The organism is Streptomyces sp. T12, from assembly GCF_028736035.1.
In the GTDB taxonomy this organism is placed as follows: Bacteria; Actinomycetota; Actinomycetes; order Streptomycetales; family Streptomycetaceae; genus Streptomyces.
In genome coordinates this window covers 10,095,301-10,113,399 of sequence record NZ_CP117866.1, presented here as the reverse complement: position 1 = coordinate 10,113,399, position 18,099 = coordinate 10,095,301, and the positions used below count along the sequence as shown (strand labels likewise).

Below are 18,099 nucleotides of genomic sequence, written 5' to 3'. Positions count from 1 at the left end.
GCCACCGGCAGAACAGACGAGACCCCCACGTGACTGCCACCATCGACGCCCACGTCCGCCTCGACACCCACCCCACTCACCCGAGCGCCGTGCAGGCCGTCCTGACCGGCACGCAGGCCCGCGTCGCCCTCATGGCTTTGGAGGCTGCCAACTGGAGCGTCGCCGCCACCAACGTCCTGGTCCTGGCCCGCATCGATCACGAGGAGTCTCAATGACGAACTCAAGCCTCCTGAGACCGCTCGCCGTCGGCTGCTATTCGAGCAGGGGACCGTTCTCCACACGCACCGATTCGGAAACACCGCCGACAACCCGATGCGCGCACGCCGGTACCAACCAACGTGACGGATGCCGAGTGGGCCGTGGTCCACGCCGGTACCGGGCGCCGGGGGACCGGGGGCACGCCTCTTCCACCCTTGGTACGGCCGGAGTCTTAGCCGTCAGCCTCGGCAGCAAGATCCCAGACGACGGCGTCAAACTTCACCACAGGGCCGCTGGCCTCTGGGAACTGTGTCACCTTCAGTCGTGCGACGCGCCCCTCTTCGGTCTTCAGGCAAACGACACTTCCCAGATCCACGGACACGGAGTGAGTGCCGGTGGAGTCCACGGTTTCCGCGCAGTCGGCGTAGTTCGGCAGTTTGCGGTCGCCTTCCCACAATGACAACGATCCGTCGTCTAGCGCGAAGACGTCGTAGGGGACAGAGATGCCGCCCGTGCCGACATCGTTGCGGCCAGTTGCATCGACGGGCTGGCCCTTGTCCAAGTCCTTAGCGCCACCGTCGAGCAGTAACGGACCCTGCCATTGCACGCCAGGGGAGACCGCTGGTATCGAGGAGGTCTGGCTCGCTTCCTCACCCTTAGAACCGGTCGAAGGTGAAGAGCCGCCTGATTCGCCCTTGCCCGACTGCGATCCAGTGGCTGGACCGCTGGTGAGGGATGAGGAAGGCGTGGAACCGGTGCCCTCGTCACTGTCGCCGGTGGCGGCTGCGTACGTGGCCGCAGCAGTAATGGCGGCAGCCACGACCCCGCCGAGGGCGAGAATCCACTCCTTGCGGTGTGCTCTTAACCAGCCCTCCTCGGCTGCGCCGTCGCCGCCGTCCGCAGTGTCCTGTGATGGTGACGCTGGGGCAGGGCCTGGAGCCGCCCCGCCGAAGTAGTTGTTGTTGGTTATGTACTGGTTGTTACCTGCTTGATTGGCAGTGCCCTGATCGTGAACCGTAGCGCTCATATGGGTTGTAGGTTCACTCGGCTCAGGCTGCCCGGTCTTGGGCTGGTCTCTTGCCACTGCCCCACCTCAACGCTGTCGTGTCCTGGTGCCTGTGCGCACGGCTGATTGTATGACGCTCTGTCACATCCCGGCCGATTGGCTGGTTGGCAACCTGGCATGGTGTGCGGACGCGCCCTCCAAATAGCAGATTGCACCAACGGACGACCGGCATCAGCTCTGTAAGCGGACTTTTCTACGGACCTTTTCAGAGGCTCCCCAGTCACAGATGCCGCATCTTCCTGATCCCGGACCCAGACTTATGTCGATGCGCGGCAGCCAGCCCGAACTGGAGTTGATCGACGCACGCCATCCACGAGTCGCAGACCCTGCGTATTGAGCGCGTCCACGAAACCCCCGCTCACGAGACCGCATGGACCGTAGCCGCCTACGAGACACCCGTCTCCGACCGCATGTGGGTCCTCAACGCGACCGGCGCCACCCCAGGACCGGTGCTGCAGGATCTGCTCATCCACCTCGCCGACGGCGACGGCTGGGACACGGCCATCGGTGTCCCGGTGGACGAGAAGACGGTCACTGCAGCCACCCAGCCGCTCTCCGACGCCGGATGGAAGCACACCATGGACGGGCGATGGATCCGCTGGACGTCCCCCGACGGGGACGCGGGCGTCCAGTTCGACGCCTTCGCCGCACAGCACCCGAATCAGAACCTGGCCACCTGGACCATCTGGGCCAGTCCCGGTCCGGAACGGCCCACCTGGGCCATCACCGCGTCCCGGCACACCCCGAGTTCACTGCTGACGGGCCTCGCCGAGACCCTCGCCCAAAAGACCGGCACCCGCCAGGCGCAGCCAGGCCGCGAGCACAGGACCCGACTCGCCGCCAGTGCGCCGGCGGCTCGGTCGGTCACGGCCAGCCGACCCGCCAGCCGTTCGCGCTGATCACCGGCCCACGACCGCAGACACCGCACGAAGCGCAGCCCGCCAGGCGACAGGCAGCGGCATCCGATCACGCCGCCGCGTAGCTCGCCCGGAACAGATCCTGCGCCCGCTCCACGTCCCTCGGAGTGCGGAGCTGAACCTCCAGGTCACCCGTCCCGTGGTGACCGAGCCCGGACACGTCCCGGGTGAAGCCCGGAACGAGGTCGACCTCCTTCGGATCGACCTTCAGGTAGACCAGCAGCTTGCTGCGCTGCGGCGGGCACAGGCAGGCGAAGTTCCGCAACCGCTGATACGCCCGGTACTGCTTGCGCTCGACACGGTTCACACCGTCGCCGAGCCCGAGTAGCGCCTCATCGACCGCGCCCGCCAGCTCCACCATCGACGCACCCTCGGCGTCGGCTGCCGCCCGAGCAACTGCCTGGCGGCGCGCCCGGCGTGCCACCTGCATTCCGCCGCTCACGGACGCCACGGTCTCAAGCCCGAGCAGGTCGCTGCCGAAGAGTCGGTAGCGGACCAGGTCGATCGACCGCCGGTGCTCACGCACGGCATGCACGTCGTAGCGTGTGAAGTCGCCGGCGATACAGATCAGTCGAGGGCCGCTCCACAGGACCTGGGACGCGGCCGTCACCCCGAGCCGGTCGCGGACCAGGTGCTCGAACTCGGCGCGATGGTCCATCAGCCACGCCAGGTAGAACAGGCCCTGATTGATGACGCCAGCGTCGACACCGCGCTTGTACTCGACAATGACGGGCGATCCGTTCTCGTCCAGCCCGAGCGAATCGATCCGGCCCCCGTGGACCGGCCCGGTGCCGTACTCGCTGGCCAGGAACCGGACGCCCAGCAGCGTCTCCATGTGCGCCTCGACCAGACCCTGCACATCAGCCTCGACCTCAGCAAGACGCGGCGTGACCTCGGTCACGCCGCTTTTCGTTATGTCCGTACGGAACAGCTTCAAGCCGACCACCCCCGTTATCGCATCGGAGATCGACAACGCCGGGCAGGTGGAGATTTGTTTCCGCAACGGGCAGTAATCGCGTGAAGAACGTGTGCTGGAAGCCTGATCGACTGGGTTAACAGCCCTCCCGAATGGCACGCACGCCCGAGGTGCCCGCGCGATTCGTCAGCATCCGGCACGAATCCAGCACGGTACGGGTATCGGGGCTGACGGCAGATGACGAGAGGTCAGACAGTCCAGCACCTACCCACCGCAGTAAAGCTCAAGGGGCCTGACCCCGAAGAGTCAGACCCCATTCGACCTGTATGTTTGCGCGTCCTGCATGACGTGGTCCTCGACCTCCACGCGGGCCGTCCCATCAGCGAGATGCCCGCTTCTGCCGCAACAGCCCGCAGGGGCCGCCCCGACGGTGGACACGTGACCAGCGCGTGACCAGTAGCGGTCAGGAACAGGCAGAAACACCTAGATGAGGGTCAGCCTAGACAGGAAGCGCGAACTTACGACCGGACAACAAAATGCCAGGTCAGAGGCCCTTTACGCTTCTATCAGGCCAGGGGTGGCGGCCCCGGCCGTCTCCCGGGCTTGCGGGTCTGACCTGTAACGATGCGCGATTTTCGTGACCAACGTGGCCAGCACGTGACCAACGCGATCAGACGCTTCATCAGATCTTCCCCAGACCTATGCGTTGAGCCGTCCCGGAGGTCACGTCCGACAGCGTCTGAGTCGGGGACGATGCCGAAGAAGGCGATGCGGTGGGCGGCGTCGCTGTGGATGACGTCTGAGTATGTCGGCGGATCCCGGCAACGTTCGTCGCTGACAGCCGACAACGCCGCGGATGCCGGAGTTCGATGTCGGTCAGTACCGTCAACGCCTCTGAGCTGCGCAGGACCACAGCGGACGGGGGTGTTGCCACAATTCGCCGACACAGCGGCCGAGAAGCGTTCCCGAAACTGGGCGACACGCGTGGCTGCTGCCCAACGACAAACCATGACGTCCTGGCGCGGACCCGCACGTCGTGTCCGGCCTATTTGTGCGACAGCCGTACAGCCCAGCCGTACAGCACACCGCCCGGAACCGCCACTGTTCGGCACGTCGCGCGCGAACCCGTTGCGATCCTCGGTCGCCCCAGAGGGCGACGGCCATGGCCGTGACGATCGACCTGCCGGGTGCCGTGTTCGACGTTGAGATCCTCGGTCGTCCCGGAGGGTGACCACCACCGTCCTCCCAGTACTCCAGGGCCCGTTCGTCGTCGTGGTTGCGATTCTCGGTCGCCCAGAAAGCGACCGCCACACGAGCTCGGGGGCAACGACACTCTGCAGGTCATGCTGTTGTGATCCTCAGTCACCTCGGAGGGCGATCGCCACGGCGCGCCAGGGTCGGTGACGTTCGCGATGACGCGGTTGCGATCCTCGGTCGCCCCGAAGGACGACCGCCACGTCCCATGCGATCGCCACGGCGGTGAACGTCGCGAAGTTGCGATCCTCGGTCGCCCCGAAGGGCGACCGCCACCCGAACCAGACGTGCAGCTGCCGCATGAGCGCACCGTTGCGATCCTCGGTCACCCGGAGGGCGACCGCCACCTCAAGCTCGGCGCTCGCATCCACGGCCAGTGTGAGCTGTTATGATCCTCGCTTACCCCAGAGGGCAACCGCCAGCACGTACAGCGGATGCCTGGGCTGTCCGGTGGACGTGTTGCGATCCTCGGTCGTCCCGGAGGACGACCGCCACTCTTGCCGTCTGCTGATGCTGGTGGACCGGTTGGATCCGTTGCGACCCTCAGACGCCTTGGAAGGCGACCGCCACCCGGTACTCGGTGCGGATGTACTCGCCGTCCTCGGTGCTGCGATCCTCGGTCATCCCCGGGGGGGCGACTGCCGCTCTACCTGGGTCTGCCGATCGTTGCCCTGCCGTACATGTTGCGATCCTCGGTCACCCCGAAAGACGACCGCCACGCCTCGGCTACCTGCTCCGGCCGGATGAAGTGCTTGACGTTGCGATCCTCGGTCGCCCCGGAGGGCAACCGCCCCACGACGCCACCACCGCCGGAGATCGACCGCCTCCTTGTGAGGGGGAGATGGCATCCCGACAAACACCACTCGTTGCGAGTCTCGGTCACTCCGCGGGCGACCGCCACCCCAGGGCGCACTGGTTCGCGCGCCAAGTTCTCAACGTTGCGAACCTCGGTCGCCCCGGAGAGCAACCGCCACACTCGTCGTCCTCCGCCACCTCCTGATCCTACGAGTTGTTGCGATCCTCGATCGCCCCGGAGAGCGACCGCCACCGGGCAGCGCTTGCACCATCCAGCCCTCTTCGGTGTTGCGATACTCGGTCGCCCCGAAGGGCAACCGCCACCAGCGTCCCGTCCCGGAACGGCTCCTCGCCCGCGCTGTTGCGATCCTCAGTCGCCCAGGAGGGCGACCGCCACCAGCAGGCCGCGGGCGGCCGCGATGCCGGCCGTGCGGTTGCGATACTCGGTCGCCCTGGAGGGCAACCGCCACCGAGGTGGAGGGGGATGGCAAGAGCGTGCACACGTCGGTGCGATCCTCGGTCAACCCGGAGGGGCCCTCGGGGGCGACCGGGGATCGCAACGAGGCACCGCTCGCGATGTGCGTGCTGGGTGCCCGGGTGGCGGTCGCCCTCCAGGGTGACCGAGGATCGCAAGACCGCCACCTGGGGGCCGTCGGCTCCGAGGATCTCCTCGGACGTGTTGCGATCCTCGGTCCTTCGGAGGGAGACCGCACTGATCTCAGCGTGTTCGTAGTCGGTGTCCCAGCAGGGCGACCGCCACCTCGGCGCGGATCCGCTCGTGCGCCCACCGCTTGATGTTGCGATCCCCGGTCGCCTGTCAACGGCCGCCACCCTCGTGCTCGTTCGCCTGCCCCCGGCCCGTACAGGTGGTTCGATCCTCGGTCACCCCGAAGGGTGACCGCCACTCGTGCCTATGACGTGGTGCTGCGGGTCGGCGACCCCTTGCGATCCTCGGTCGCCCCGGAGAACGACCGCCACCTTCCACAGCCCGAAGTGCGCCAGCACACCCGTGCCGTTGCGATCCTCAGTCGTCCAGGAGGGCGACCGCCACGCTGTCGGACGCCGCTTCGGAGAGCCGCGACTTCATGTTGCGACCCTCGGTCGCCCTGGAGGGTGACCGCCACGATCGGGCCCTCCGCCAGGACCTTCGGCGTGACGGGGTTGCGATCCTCGGTCGCCCCGGACGGCGCCCGCCACGAGGGCCTCGAAGACCTTCCCGGCTCCGATCATCCCGTTGCGATCCTCGGCCGCCCCGAAAGGCGACCGCCACCATGCAGCGCGGCGTGCTGGAGATGGCGGAGGGCATGTTGCGATCCTCGGTTGCCCCAGAGGGCGACCGCCACCACGGGTCCGAGCAGGGCGCACGCCCCGGACGCGGTGTTGCGATCCTCAGTTGCCCCGGAGGGCGACCGCCACAATGGTCGCAGCCGGCGAAAGCGTGCTCGGCTCGAAGTCGCGATCCTCGGTTGCCCCGGAGGGCGATCGCCACGGCCGCAGACTGCGTGTATCTGGCCGTTGCCGACCGAGTTGCGATCCTCGGTCGCCCCGGAGGCCAGCCACCATCTCGGAGCCGTTGTAGCGAATGTGGACCTGTTCGTAATTGCGATCCTCGGCCGCCCCGCAAGACGACCGCCACTTCGGACTTCTGCGCGGTGCTGAGCGGAGGAGCCTTGTTGAACTCGGTCGCCCCGGAGGACTACCGACCACCTCGAAGGCCCGCTCCGACTGTTGGCTGATGAAGAAGGTGTTGCGATCCTCGGTCACCCCGAAGGACGACCGCCGCCCAGGGCGACGGTGTCGTCGAGGTCGCCGACCCAGTCATTGCGATCCTCGGCCCCGGAGGGCGACCGGCACTAGGCACGACCAGGCCGGTCGGCTCCAGCGCGAGGTTGCGATCCTCGGCCGCCCCGGAGGGCGACCGCCACTCGCCGCGTTCATCGGCATGCGCGTCCTCAAACCGGAGTTGCGATCCTCGATCGCCCGCCACAGACCTCGCCCGCCTCGCCGAGGTCGGCATCTTCTCGGTGTTGTGATCCTCGGTCGCCTCAGAGGGCAACCGCCACCCGACTGCCAATCAGATTCGCTATCCAGTTTTCAAGGTTGCGATCCTCGGCCGACCCTGAAGGCGACCGCCACAAGCCCGCGTACGCCGCGGGTCGTTTGAAGACATAGTTGCGATTCTCGATCGCCCGGAAGGGCGACCGCCACACCAGGGCCGTCACCGGTTCCACCCGGGACGCGCCGTTGCCATCCTCGGTCACCCCGGAGGGCGACCGCCACTCCGGAGCGGGGGCGCTCGGCATGTCCCAACGGCATAGTTGCGATCCTCGGTCACCCCGGAAAGCGACCGCCACGCCCGCACGACCTGATGGTAGCTCTGGAGTATCACATTGCGATCCTCGGTCACCCTGGCAGACAACCGCCACTAGGTCGCCGCCCGGCTCGCCGTTCTCGTCGTGCAGTTGCGATCCTCAGGTCGTCGCGGAGGACGACCGCCACCGACCTGCATGGTGACCCACTCCTCTTGGGTCATCTCGTTGCGATCCTCGGTCACCCCGCAGAGCGACCGCCACCCGGATCCGGCGCCTAGCGTCGTTGCCCGCCACCGTGTTGTGATCCTCGGTCGCCCCGGAGGTCCACCGCCACGTCGTCGCCTGCGTAGCGGTAACCCAGGGTGCAGACATTGGGCTCCTTGGTCGCCCCGGAGGGTAACCGCCACCCCGCTGGAAGTTGTCGCCGTCGAGGACGACAAACCAGTTGTGATCCTCGGCTGCCCCGGAGGACGACCGCCACGGCCGGTACGCGTACTGAACCAGCGAGCTGCAATCGTTGCGATCCTCGGTCGCCTTGGAGGGCGACCGCCACGTACGTGTACGTCTACTTCAGCGCGAAGACCAAGAAGTTGCGATCCTCGGTCACCCCGGAGGGCAACCGCCACTCGCGTCGTTGGAGATGAGCGACATGGAACTCATGCAGTTGCGATCCTCGGTCACCCGAAGGACGACCGCCACGGGGCGTTCGGCAGCCCAGCGTCGCAGCGCGGCGTCGTTGCGATCCGCGGTAGCCCCGGAAGGCGACCCCACCCTCAATGCCATGATGCTGCAGAGCGACGACACGATGTTGCGATCCTCGGCCGCACCGGAGGGCGACCGCCGCCTCGTCGGGAACGGCGTGCGTGGTGCCCGCCGCGTGATGTTGCGATCCTCTGTCACCCCGGAAGACGTCCGCCACTAGCGTGGTGGTGGTCGCACCACCCTTGGGATTGACGTTGCGATCCTCGGTCACTCGGAGGGCGACCGCCACACTCCGTTCTGGACTAGACACTCAGAACAGTACGCCGTTGCGATCCTCGGTCGCCCCAGAGGACGACCGCCACGGGCGTCTCCTGGAGAGGCGTGTGCGAGGGAGAGTCAGGTTGCGATCCTCGGTTGCCCCAGAGGGCGACCACCACCGGCCTGAACACGACGGACATCCTGGAGCCGTCGCTGTTGCGATCCTCGGTCGCCTCGGAGGGCGACCGCCACTTCCCCGCGCCGGCCAAGCCGGTGCCGGGCACCCCGTTGCGATCCTCAGTCGCCTCAGAGGGCGACCGCCACCCCTCGGAGGGGCGTCCCGACCCGGGGGACATCGAGATGTTGCAATCTCGGTCGCACCGGAGGGCGACAGCCACCGGTGGGACACGGCGCGTGCCGAGCCCGGCCGCCGTGTTGCGATCCACGGTCACCCCGGAGGGCGACCGCCACAGGCCCGCGTCGACGAGGCCATCGACTGCGGCCTTGTTGTAATCCTCAGTCACACCGGAGGGCGACCGCCACCGCCTCATCCTCGAACACTTCGTCCGTGACCGGCAGGTTGCGATCCTCGGCCACCCCGAAGGGCGACCGCCACACGCCACAGAAAGGTCTCGTGTTCAGGGTTGAGGTAGTTGCGATCCTCGGACGCCCCGGAGCGCGACCGCCACCCCGTGCCGGGCCGCCCACACCACCCGCTCTCGGGCGTTGCGAACCTCGGACGCCCCAGAGGGCAACCGCCACGCGGGTCTACTGCGGCAAAGGCGACTGGTACTACACGTTGCGAACCTCGATCGCCCCGGCAGGCGACCGCTGCGTAAGCCCGTCGACCAGGCGGTGGACCTCTTTGTTGCGATCCTCAGTCGCCCCGGAGGACGACCGCCACTGCGTGAGCTACGGGCGTGTCTCGCTTGATGAGCAGTTGCGATCCTCGACCGCCCCGCCGGGCGACCGGCACTTCCACCATGTCGATCATGGCCACACCCATGGCGGTGTTGCGATACTCGGTCACCCCAGAGGGCGACCGCCACCGCGACGACCTCCTCGTCCCGTACCGCGAGGTGCGGTTGCGATCCTCGATCGCCCCGGAGGGCGACCGCCACCGAGCCGCCGCCGGGAGTGACCGTGTCGTCGTTGCGATCCTCGGTCGCCCCGGAGAGCAACCGACACCTTCGGGTCGCCGTTCGCCGGCCAGATGTAGTTGACGCTGCGAACCTCGGTCGCCTAGCAGGGCGACCGCCACGTCTCGATCTCGGCGCGGATGTACAGCCGGTCGTTGTTGCGATCCTCGGTCGCCCCGAAGGGCCACCGCCACCCAGTAGCCCCGGCTCCGTGACTGCGACACCCCGAAGTTGCGATCCTCGGTCGCCCCGGAAGGCGACCGCCACCGTGGAGGGGGACTCCATGTGGAGGCGCTTCTCGGCGTTGCGATCCTCGATCGCCCCGGAGGGCGACCGCCACGTCGACCCACTGCCGGCGGACATGCCGCTCAATGAAGTTGCGATCCTCGGCCACCCCGGAGGACGACTACCACTTTGGCCTCGGTGGCCTGCGCCGCGACGAGCTGGTTGTTGCGACCCTCGGTCGCCCCGGAGGCCAACCGCCACAGGTACAGGTGTCCGGGTGGGTGCAGGCGGAGGTCGTTACGCTCCTCGGCCGAACTGGAGGGCGACCGCCACGAGTCTCGCCGATCAGCGTCAGGTCGAGATGGTGGGTGTTGCGATCCTCGGACGCCCCGGGGGGCGACCGCCACGAGCAGGGGGCGAGGTACCCGTTGCGATTCTCGGTCGTCCCGGAGAGCGACCGCCACGTTCCGAGGTCTTCGAGCGTCCAGACCCAGTCCCAGTTGCGAACCTCGGTCACCCTGGAGGACGACCGCCACGCGTCGACGTCCTAGTGGTCGACGAGGCCACCATGTCGTTGCGATCCTCGGTCTCCCCGGAGGCCGACTGCCACAGGAGCCCGGCCCAGTGGACCGGTACGTCACCGATGTTGCGATCCTCGGTCGCCCCAAAGGGAGACCGCCACCAGCTTCCTCGCCTCGGCGCAGACCACCGGCACCCAGTTGCGATCCTCGGTCGCTCCGAACGACAACCACCACGATGAGCTGGATGGCAGTGTGCCGGTCCTGCCCATTGCTGCAATCCTCGGATGCCCCGAAAGACGACCGTCACCAGGTCTACACGCGGTGAGTAGGCCCGGTCTACGTGTTGCGATCCTCGGTCGCCCCGAAGGCAACCGCCACCTGATGCGGGTGCAGTAGTCCTCGAAGGACTCGGTGTTGCGATCCTCGGCCGCCTCAAGGGCGACCGTTACCAGCATGCCGACCTTGCCTCGCGTCACGAGGTAGTCGTTGCGATCCTCGGTCGCCCGGAAGGGCGGCCGCCACCCGAGTCGGGGCCCTTTGGTGCCTCCGGCAGTACCGGTCGCGATCCTCGGTCCGCCCGGAGTGCGACCGCCACGTGTTCCCCGTCCTGTACAGCCTGGACGTCGAGGAGTTGCGCCCCTCCATCACCCGGAGGGCGGCGACCGCCACCTTGCCGACCGTCCAGATCGACCCGGCGACCATGTAGTTGCGATTCTCGGTCGTCCCAAGGAGCCGCCGCCACCGCGGGCGATCTCGTCGGGTGTGGCGTCTTCGATGTTGCGATTCTCGGTCGCCCCGAAGGCTAACCGCACGCCTCCGCCGCGTGTACAGTCACGGTGCCACGGCATTGTGATCCCTCGGTCACCCCCGGAAAGCGACCGCCAAGGTCACCCCGCTCAGCGTGTGGGGCTTGGATCCGTAGTTGCGATCCTCGGTCGCCTTGGAAGGCGACCGCCACGCCCGGGTGGGGAACCATGGTCACGAACAGCTCTATCCAGCGCGGCGGGCTGTTCGTGGCGGGCAAGTTGTTGCGGTTCTCTGTCGCCCGAAGGCGACCACCACCGTCGAGGTCGGCAAGTTCCGCTTCTCGACCCAGATGTTGCGATCCTCGGCAGCCCCGGAGGACGACCGCCACAACGTGCCCGTCTTCAGCGCCATCTGGCCGAAGTGGTTTCGATCCTCGGTCGTCCCGGCGGGGGACCGCCATGCCGTCGAGGAATGAGATCGGTCGGTGGAGTCCGAGGTTGCGGCCCTTGGCCCTGAAGACGACCGCCACGTCGGCTCGGTCCACACGGGATCGCGGCCATGTTGCGATCTTCGATCGCCCCGGAAGGCGACCGCCCGCCCTCGATCTCACGGGAGCGATCCCGTACTGGTTGCGATCCTCGGGCGCCGCAGAGGGCGACCGTCACTATCTTCGGGTATGAGTCGGCGTTGTCGTCAACGACGTTGCGATCCTCGGCCGCCCCGCACGGCGATCGCCGCAGGTCAACCACCAGCACATGTCCCACACAACCGTGCAGTCGTGATCCCCGGCCGTCCTGAAGGGCGACCGCCACCATTGCCCGGCCGATTTCGTGCGGCTCGAACATCCGATTGCGATCCTCGGCCGCCCGGAGGACGACCGCCACGCGGATACGGGCCCTCGCCGCACAACCGGCCGGAGTGGTTGCGATTCTCGGGCGCCCGGCGGAGCGACCACTACAACGCGGCTACCCAAATTCCGTCGAAACTCTCAGGAGTTGCGCTTAGCTGCTATTCGCGGCGGTGGGGTGCGTCAGCCGATGTTGTGATTCAGGATCAGCATCAATCGATCAGGCTGGTGAGGGATACGCCCTCGGGCATTCCGTCCTGGTCGACAGTGATCCGGTCGGCGTATTCGTCCCAGGATCGTGCCTCGCTGTGGCCCAGCGGCTTGACGCGAATCCGGTCGAACAGCTTGTGAGCGGGGACTCGCCCGTACGCGTCGTCGTGGGAGAAGACGTACAGGCCGCGGATAGCCATCTCGCCTCGGGAGGCTGCCCGGTCGTGGTCGAACATCATGGTCATGGCCTGCCAGTAGGCGGCCAGGTCTTCAGAAGTGACGCCGGCCTTTGCGCCGAGGGCTCCGGAGTAGAAGCCGTGGCCGCGATAGAGGCCGTAGGGCACGTAGTGCTTGTTGCCCATCTCGGTGACCTTGCCGTTGGCGATGTCTTCGGGCTTGTTGGGGGCGACGCGGGTGATGCCAGCCTCGAGCGGGGTGACGGGGTCGATGGAGCGGGAGAAGGTGAGCTGCATAGGGCCGCGGGCCTTGCCGGCGTGCTTCTTCTGGTCGCCGACGGACATGACGGCGCCGAAAAGGCGAACGTCGTAGAAGTTGCGGATCATCCACTGCTGGGCGGTGGCGGTCTCGCCTTCCTTGGCGCCGCCGTCGTGGTAGGCGCGCTGGATCTGCGGGTTGAGGGCGACGCCCTCCTCGACGTACATCTCGAAGCCGGGCTGGCCTTGGTGGGCGAGGGTGATGGCGTTGCGGATCTTTCGCTTGAGGGCGACGTCGGTGATGAAGCCTTGGCTGGTGATGGGGTCGATGCGGGGCATGCCGCCAGCGTCGGGGTCGCCGTTGGGGTTGCCGTCCTTGACGTCGATGAGGAAGACGTAGTCGTGCTTGCGGGTGGGGTCCAGGTGTGCGGCGGTCATAGCTGCGTTGGTGTCCTTCCGTGTCTGGTGGTGTGGTTGTGGGATGGTGGGGCTTAGCCGAGGGTGCTGTCCGTGCTGCTGGTTTCCTCGGCGGCTTCGGGGAGGGCGTCGGCTGCCTGCTCGCCGGAGAGTTCCTTGCCGAGTTCCCGGGCCTTGATGGCTTCGGCGGCGGCTCGTGCGGAGTGGGCGCGTTGGTGTTCGTAGCCGAGGATGAACAGGGCCTGCTGCTCGGCGTTCAGGTGGGCGGGGAGGGTATCGAGCAGGTCGAAGGCTTCCCGCATGCGGTTTTCCATGGCCTTCGCCGCGGGTTCGCTCGTCCGGGCGATGGTGCGCAGATGGGGGCGTGCGCCGATGCGGAGCCGGGTGAGGGCGGCTCGGGGCGAGACCACTGCGGTGGTGAGGTACTTGTCGGTGATGGTGGTGTTGACCTTGGGCATGGCCTTGCGCTGGATTGCTTCGAGCATGGCCATGATCCGCCCGCAGACATATCCGGGCTCAGTCGAGGTGATGTTCAGCTGGGGCATGCACAGCTCCTTGTGACGGGTGGTCGTACGGGTCATAGCGAGGCGCAGTAGCGCGATGCGGGGTCGGTCGATGTGGTGGTCGGCGCGGATGCGCTGCATGAGGACCGGCAGGAGGTGGGCCGGCGGTGGGGTGCCGTGGAGTGCGGCTTTGGCCAGGTCGGCTTGTAGATGTGCGGGGACGGTGGTGTCGATGTACTTGTTTTTCCGCTTGTCCCAGCGGGCGGCGGCCAGGGCTAGGCGCCAGACCGACCAGTAGAGGTAGGTGTCGGTCCAGCCGTCCCAGGTCTGCTGGTCGGCGAACCAGCTTCCGAGCCGCTGTTTGAGGTCAGGGACGGGGATGGTGATCCAGTCGGCGACGATGACCCGGTTGGTGTTCACCCTCAGGGTGACGGCGTGGAAGGCGTCCTCGTCGAGGGCGGCCCGCGCATCGCGTCCCTTGCGCGGGTGGCTGAGCCCGTCGATGAGTTGGGCGACCTCCGTGGGGTCGGGGTTGTCCAGGGTCCACATGTCGGTTTCGGTGGCGGGGTCGCGGGTCCACCACACAATGGCCGAGTCGCCAGCGAACGTGCGGTGCTCGGGGTCAGCCAGCAGCGTGTTCAGGGCGGTGGTGGCCTTGGTTCCGCACGTCACGCAGACGGGGGTGGCGCCGAGCTGCTTGATGCCGGCCCTGTAGTGGGCGGGCTGGTTGAGGCAGATCAGCTGCGTGTTCATCCCGGAGTTGGGCAGACCCTTGACGGGCACCGGGAGCGTCGACAGCAAGGATCCCCTCTCGCCGCAGACGAGGCAGATGCCTTCCTGGCTCTTGCCCGGCTTCCCGCTCTTGGCGCTCTTGACCTTCTGGGCCCACCAGTCTTGGGCTTGCGGCAGGTCGTGGATCCATGCGCCGTCCACGCTGATGGCCACGAGGTGCGCCTGGTCCATCCCCTCCGGCCAGCAGCCGGGCGTGTAGCTGTCCAGCCACGCGGCCAGGGTGCGGGCCTGGGGAAGGCCGAGGTGTTCGTCGCACCAAGAGGTCACCATCGCGCGGTAGGCGGCGTGCCGCTGCCGGGCCTTCGTGATGTCCTTCGGGCTGGTCGACGGAACCTTCTCACCATCCGGCTGCTTGACCAGGCCGGGATGGGCCAGGACGTACAGTGCGCTGTCGGTGAGCAGGAACGGCGGCGGGGTCGTACCGGAGCGGCCGGTGTAGGGGGCGGTGACCTGCCGTGGCTTGTCCCCCTTGGCGGGGCGCAGATCGATGATCAGCGGCTCGCTGTCGCCGCTGCTGGACAGGTCGATCTGCCACATGACCGGGCGGCGCTGGTAGTAGTCGGGGACAGCGTCCTCGCGGCTGTCGGCGTGCTGGACGAGGCTGTGCAGAAGCACGTCAGGCCGCCCCTTCGGCAGAGGCACGTCCCTCGGCCCCGGGCATCCCGTCCGCCTGGGCGGCATCGAGCGGGCGGTCGGGGACGTGCAGGACGCCGCGTTCGAGGCGGGCGCGGAACCAGTGGTAGCGCTCCTGGCCCTTGGGCAGGTACTCGATGTGGTGGAGCATCAGTCCGATCTCGTCGATCGGGGGGATGCCTGCCGGGTCGGCGGGGGTGACGGCGCCGGCTCCCTCAGCTGATCCGCGGGGCCCGAAGAAGGCGGCGAACTCGCGGCAGCCGAAGTGGGGTTGCTCAAAGCAGGCACCCCGCTGGAGACGGCGGTCGAACTGGTCGCGGTACTTCGGCAGCGGCGCGGTGCAGCGGTCGGTGGCGTTGATCGTGGCGTGGATGCGGTAGGCGACGTCACGCAAGGCGACGGTGACGCGCTGCCCGCGGTCCTCGGCGACGTCGTAGCGGTAGCCGGAGTTGGCGCGCAGATCCTCGTAGGTCTTCTTGGTAATGACCGAGTTGTTGACCTCGTTGCGCCGGAAGGTTGTCCACTGCACCGGCTTGAGCTGTTCGATCCGCTCGATGCGGTAGGCGATTTCCGGCTTCCACAGGATCGCCTCCAGCAGCCCGCGTGCTGCCGAGGGGGTCATGGTCGGGTAGGAAACCCGTTCGACCTTGAGTTCCGGGCGGGTGAAGCAGGCCAGCGGGCCCCACGCCTCCACCTGCACATAAAGGGGCCGGTCAGCCCTCTCCCCGCGCTGCCGCTTATGCCCCGTCATCATGCGTCTTCCTCCCTTATGCACCGGCCGAACCGGCCCGTTGTCAGTGCTGGCCGCTAGCGTCGTGGCGCCATCGCGATCCACGACAGACGCAGGGCAGATCGCGGTGAATGTGATGGTGTGCTGGGATCTCAGCGTATAACCGACAGGAAGTCAAATATGCCTGAAGACAAGGTAGTTGACCCGTTAAGTGGGCCCGCGCCGGTTCCGGAAGGCAGGCTCGTGGCCCACTCACCCGGCCGTCGGGGCGTCTGGCACTGGTACGAAGACCACGCCCGCGGCACCGGCGAGCTGGCCCGCGGCTTCGCCGACGTTTGGGGAGGCGGAGACCTCGCCTGCCGACTGGGACGTGACCACGACACCGGTAAGGGCGCGTGCGCCTGGCAGGACGGGCTGATCGAGGAGGCCACGACCGGCCGCAAGGTCCGCCGCCCTCCACACCATGACGCCGGGGCGTTCCTGTTCGCCCAGGCGGCCCGGCGTCATCCGGTGCTGACACCGTTCGCCGGAGTGATCGAGGGACATCACACCGGCCTGCCCGCCTGGTCGGAACTCAAGGTCCGGCTCAAGGCCCTGATGCGGGACTCCGCAGAGGTGGACGAGGCGATCAGCCGCGTCGCCAGGGTCATGCCGGAGATCCTGGACGGAACCTGTCCGGCTGCCCCCAACTGGCTTGACCCGCACAACCGGACCAGTGTGGAGATGCTGGTCCGCATGACGTACTCGGCCGTGGTCGACGCGGACCGGCTCGACACCGCCGCCCACTTCAGACCCGGCACGCACCCCCAAAGGGCCGTGAGCATGGCGGAGTTGTGGGAGCGGTACGAGAACCGCCGCCGGGAGATGATTGCCGAGCGCCGACGCCGCGGCGCTCCCTCATGGCTGGACCGGCTCCGCGAGGACATCTACGGGGAGGCGGTCGAGGCAGCCGCCGGCAAGCCCGGGGTCTTCCGGCTGCACCTGCCGACCGGTGCGGGAAAGACGTTCACTGGGGGAGGCTTCGCGCTCCGTCATGCCGCCCTGCACGGGCTGCGGCGCGTTATCGTCGCGGTCCCGTTCATTTCGATCACGGAACAGAACGCGGCGGTCTACCGCAGACTGCTGGATTCCGAGCACGGGCCGCGGACGGTCCTGGAACACCACTCCGCCGTGACCTTCGAAACGTCCCACCGCCCCAACCCATGGGCGAAACTGGCCGCGGAGAACTGGGACGCCCCGTTCATCGTGACCACCACGGTCCGCCTGGTCGAGAGCCTCTTCGGCAACAGCCCCTCGGCCACCCGCCGACTGCACCGGATCGCGAACTCCGTCCTCGTCCTGGACGAGGTCCAGGCCCTCCCCGACAACCTGCTGACACCCATCCTGTCCGGGCTGCGCGAGCTCGTGGAGCACTACGGCGTGACCCTGGTGCTGTCCTCGGCGACCCAGCCGGAACTCTCCGCGCTCAACCCCTGGCAGACCGGACTGCCGCAGCGCGAGATCGTCGCGAACCCCGCACCTCTGTTCGAGCGACTGCGCCGGGTCCGGTACGAGTGGCGCACCGGCCCAGCCGTGACGCTTGGGAGCATCGCTGCCGAGGCTGCAGAGCACACCGACGCCCTGGTCGTGGTCAATGGCACCAAGGATGCCCGCCACGTGCACAAAACGTGGCTCGACGGCCGCGGGGAGAGTCCCGGCGTGCTGCACCTGTCGACCCGCATGACCGGCGGTCACCGCCGGGAGACCATCCAGACGGCCAAACAACGCCTGGAGGCCGGCCTGGGCACGCTGCTGGTGTCGACGTCGTTGATCGAGGCCGGCGTCGACCTCGACTTCCCGCACGGATTCCGCGCCCGGTCGCTGCCGGAGTCCGAACAGCAGGCCGCCGGACGCATCAACCGCGAAGGCCACCGCCCAACCGAAGACAGCGTCCTGACCGTCTTCGAACCGACCGACGGACTCCAGCCACAAGTGATCTACAACCGGTCCGGCATCGCCGCAGCATCCCGCCGCTTCGGCAAGGAACTGGCAGCCCCCGACGACCTGGACACCCTGCGCTCCTACTACCAGCACCGCTACCAGCTCCAGGCCGGACGCTCCTCCACGGATCCCGACGGAGCCACCGGAGAAGTCATCGAGGCACTGCGAGAGAACCTGGACTATCCGGAAGTCGCCCGCAGAATGCGCATGATCGACAACGAGCACTCCGTGGCCGTCGTCGTCATCCGCTCCCAGCTCACCCATGAGGACCAGCAGGCCGCCCGGGACGCCATCGGGCAACTCCGCGGCGGAGTGCCGACCCCGGAGACCTACCGCGCCCTCCAGGACCACATGGCATCGCTCCCTCACAAGGAACTGGAGACAGCGATCAGCGCCGGTCACGCGGTCGAAATCGCCGGTGACCTGTACGAGTGGACCGGCCCCCATCACCCGCAACGAGGAATCGAGCCACCCAAGTAGGGCGCGTCCGCCGGATGCTTGCC

Annotated in this window: 11 protein-coding genes; 5 read left to right on the top strand and 6 right to left on the bottom strand. The window is 67.6% G+C overall.

The window, feature by feature from the left end:
• Positions 1-29: 29 nt before the first annotated feature.
• Positions 30-215 (top strand): hypothetical protein, encoded by a 186-nt coding sequence (locus PBV52_RS45330; protein ID WP_274247337.1) that lies wholly within the window; start codon positions 30-32, stop codon positions 213-215.
• A 215-nt stretch (positions 216-430) separates the two neighbouring features.
• Here the strand turns inward: PBV52_RS45330 and PBV52_RS45325 are convergent, their stop codons facing one another.
• Positions 431-1,282 (bottom strand): hypothetical protein, encoded by an 852-nt coding sequence (locus PBV52_RS45325; RefSeq protein ID WP_274247336.1) that lies wholly within the window; start codon positions 1,280-1,282, stop codon positions 431-433.
• A 290-nt stretch (positions 1,283-1,572) separates the two neighbouring features.
• Between PBV52_RS45325 and PBV52_RS45320 the strand changes: the two genes are divergently transcribed.
• The gene (locus tag PBV52_RS45320) at positions 1,573-2,163 is read left to right on the top strand and encodes a DUF317 domain-containing protein (protein WP_306801502.1); all 591 of its coding nucleotides are present in this window, start codon (positions 1,573-1,575) and stop codon (positions 2,161-2,163) included.
• Positions 2,164-2,230: 67 nt separating this feature from the next.
• Here the strand turns inward: PBV52_RS45320 and PBV52_RS45315 are convergent, their stop codons facing one another.
• Positions 2,231-3,127, bottom strand: coding sequence for a DUF5655 domain-containing protein (locus PBV52_RS45315; protein ID WP_274249961.1), 897 nt, complete (start codon positions 3,125-3,127; stop codon positions 2,231-2,233).
• A 1,328-nt stretch (positions 3,128-4,455) separates the two neighbouring features.
• Positions 4,456-4,722, bottom strand: coding sequence for a hypothetical protein (locus PBV52_RS45310; protein ID WP_274247335.1), 267 nt, complete (start codon positions 4,720-4,722; stop codon positions 4,456-4,458).
• A 3,376-nt stretch (positions 4,723-8,098) separates the two neighbouring features.
• On the opposite strand from PBV52_RS45310, the gene PBV52_RS45305 reads away from it, so the two are divergent.
• A complete protein-coding gene (locus PBV52_RS45305; RefSeq protein ID WP_274247334.1) occupies positions 8,099-8,380 on the top strand; it encodes a hypothetical protein in 282 nt (93 codons plus the stop codon).
• A gap of 2,863 nt (positions 8,381-11,243) precedes the next feature.
• Positions 11,244-11,525 carry a hypothetical protein gene (locus PBV52_RS45300; RefSeq protein WP_274247333.1) on the top strand — a complete coding sequence of 94 codons (282 nt, stop codon included), beginning with the start codon at positions 11,244-11,246 and terminating at the stop codon, positions 11,523-11,525.
• Positions 11,526-12,109: 584 nt separating this feature from the next.
• Here the strand turns inward: PBV52_RS45300 and cas7c are convergent.
• Genes cas7c through cas5c form a run of 3 tightly spaced genes read right to left on the bottom strand, consistent with a single transcriptional unit; the run spans position 12,110 to position 15,640 of the window.
• Positions 12,110-12,979, bottom strand: coding sequence for a type I-C CRISPR-associated protein Cas7/Csd2 (cas7c, locus tag PBV52_RS45295; protein WP_274247330.1), 870 nt, complete (start codon positions 12,977-12,979; stop codon positions 12,110-12,112).
• A 53-nt stretch (positions 12,980-13,032) separates the two neighbouring features.
• Positions 13,033-14,868, bottom strand: a complete 1,836-nt coding sequence (gene cas8c / locus PBV52_RS45290; protein WP_274247328.1) for a type I-C CRISPR-associated protein Cas8c/Csd1 — start codon at positions 14,866-14,868, stop codon at positions 13,033-13,035.
• Between the two features lies 1 nt (position 14,869).
• Complete coding sequence (cas5c, locus tag PBV52_RS45285; RefSeq protein WP_274247326.1) at positions 14,870-15,640, bottom strand: type I-C CRISPR-associated protein Cas5c; 771 nt, start codon at positions 15,638-15,640, stop codon at positions 14,870-14,872.
• A gap of 219 nt (positions 15,641-15,859) precedes the next feature.
• On the opposite strand from cas5c, the gene PBV52_RS45280 reads away from it, so the two are divergent.
• Complete coding sequence (locus PBV52_RS45280; RefSeq protein WP_274247324.1) at positions 15,860-18,076, top strand: CRISPR-associated endonuclease Cas3''; 2,217 nt, start codon at positions 15,860-15,862, stop codon at positions 18,074-18,076.
• Positions 18,077-18,099: the final 23 nt, after the last annotated feature.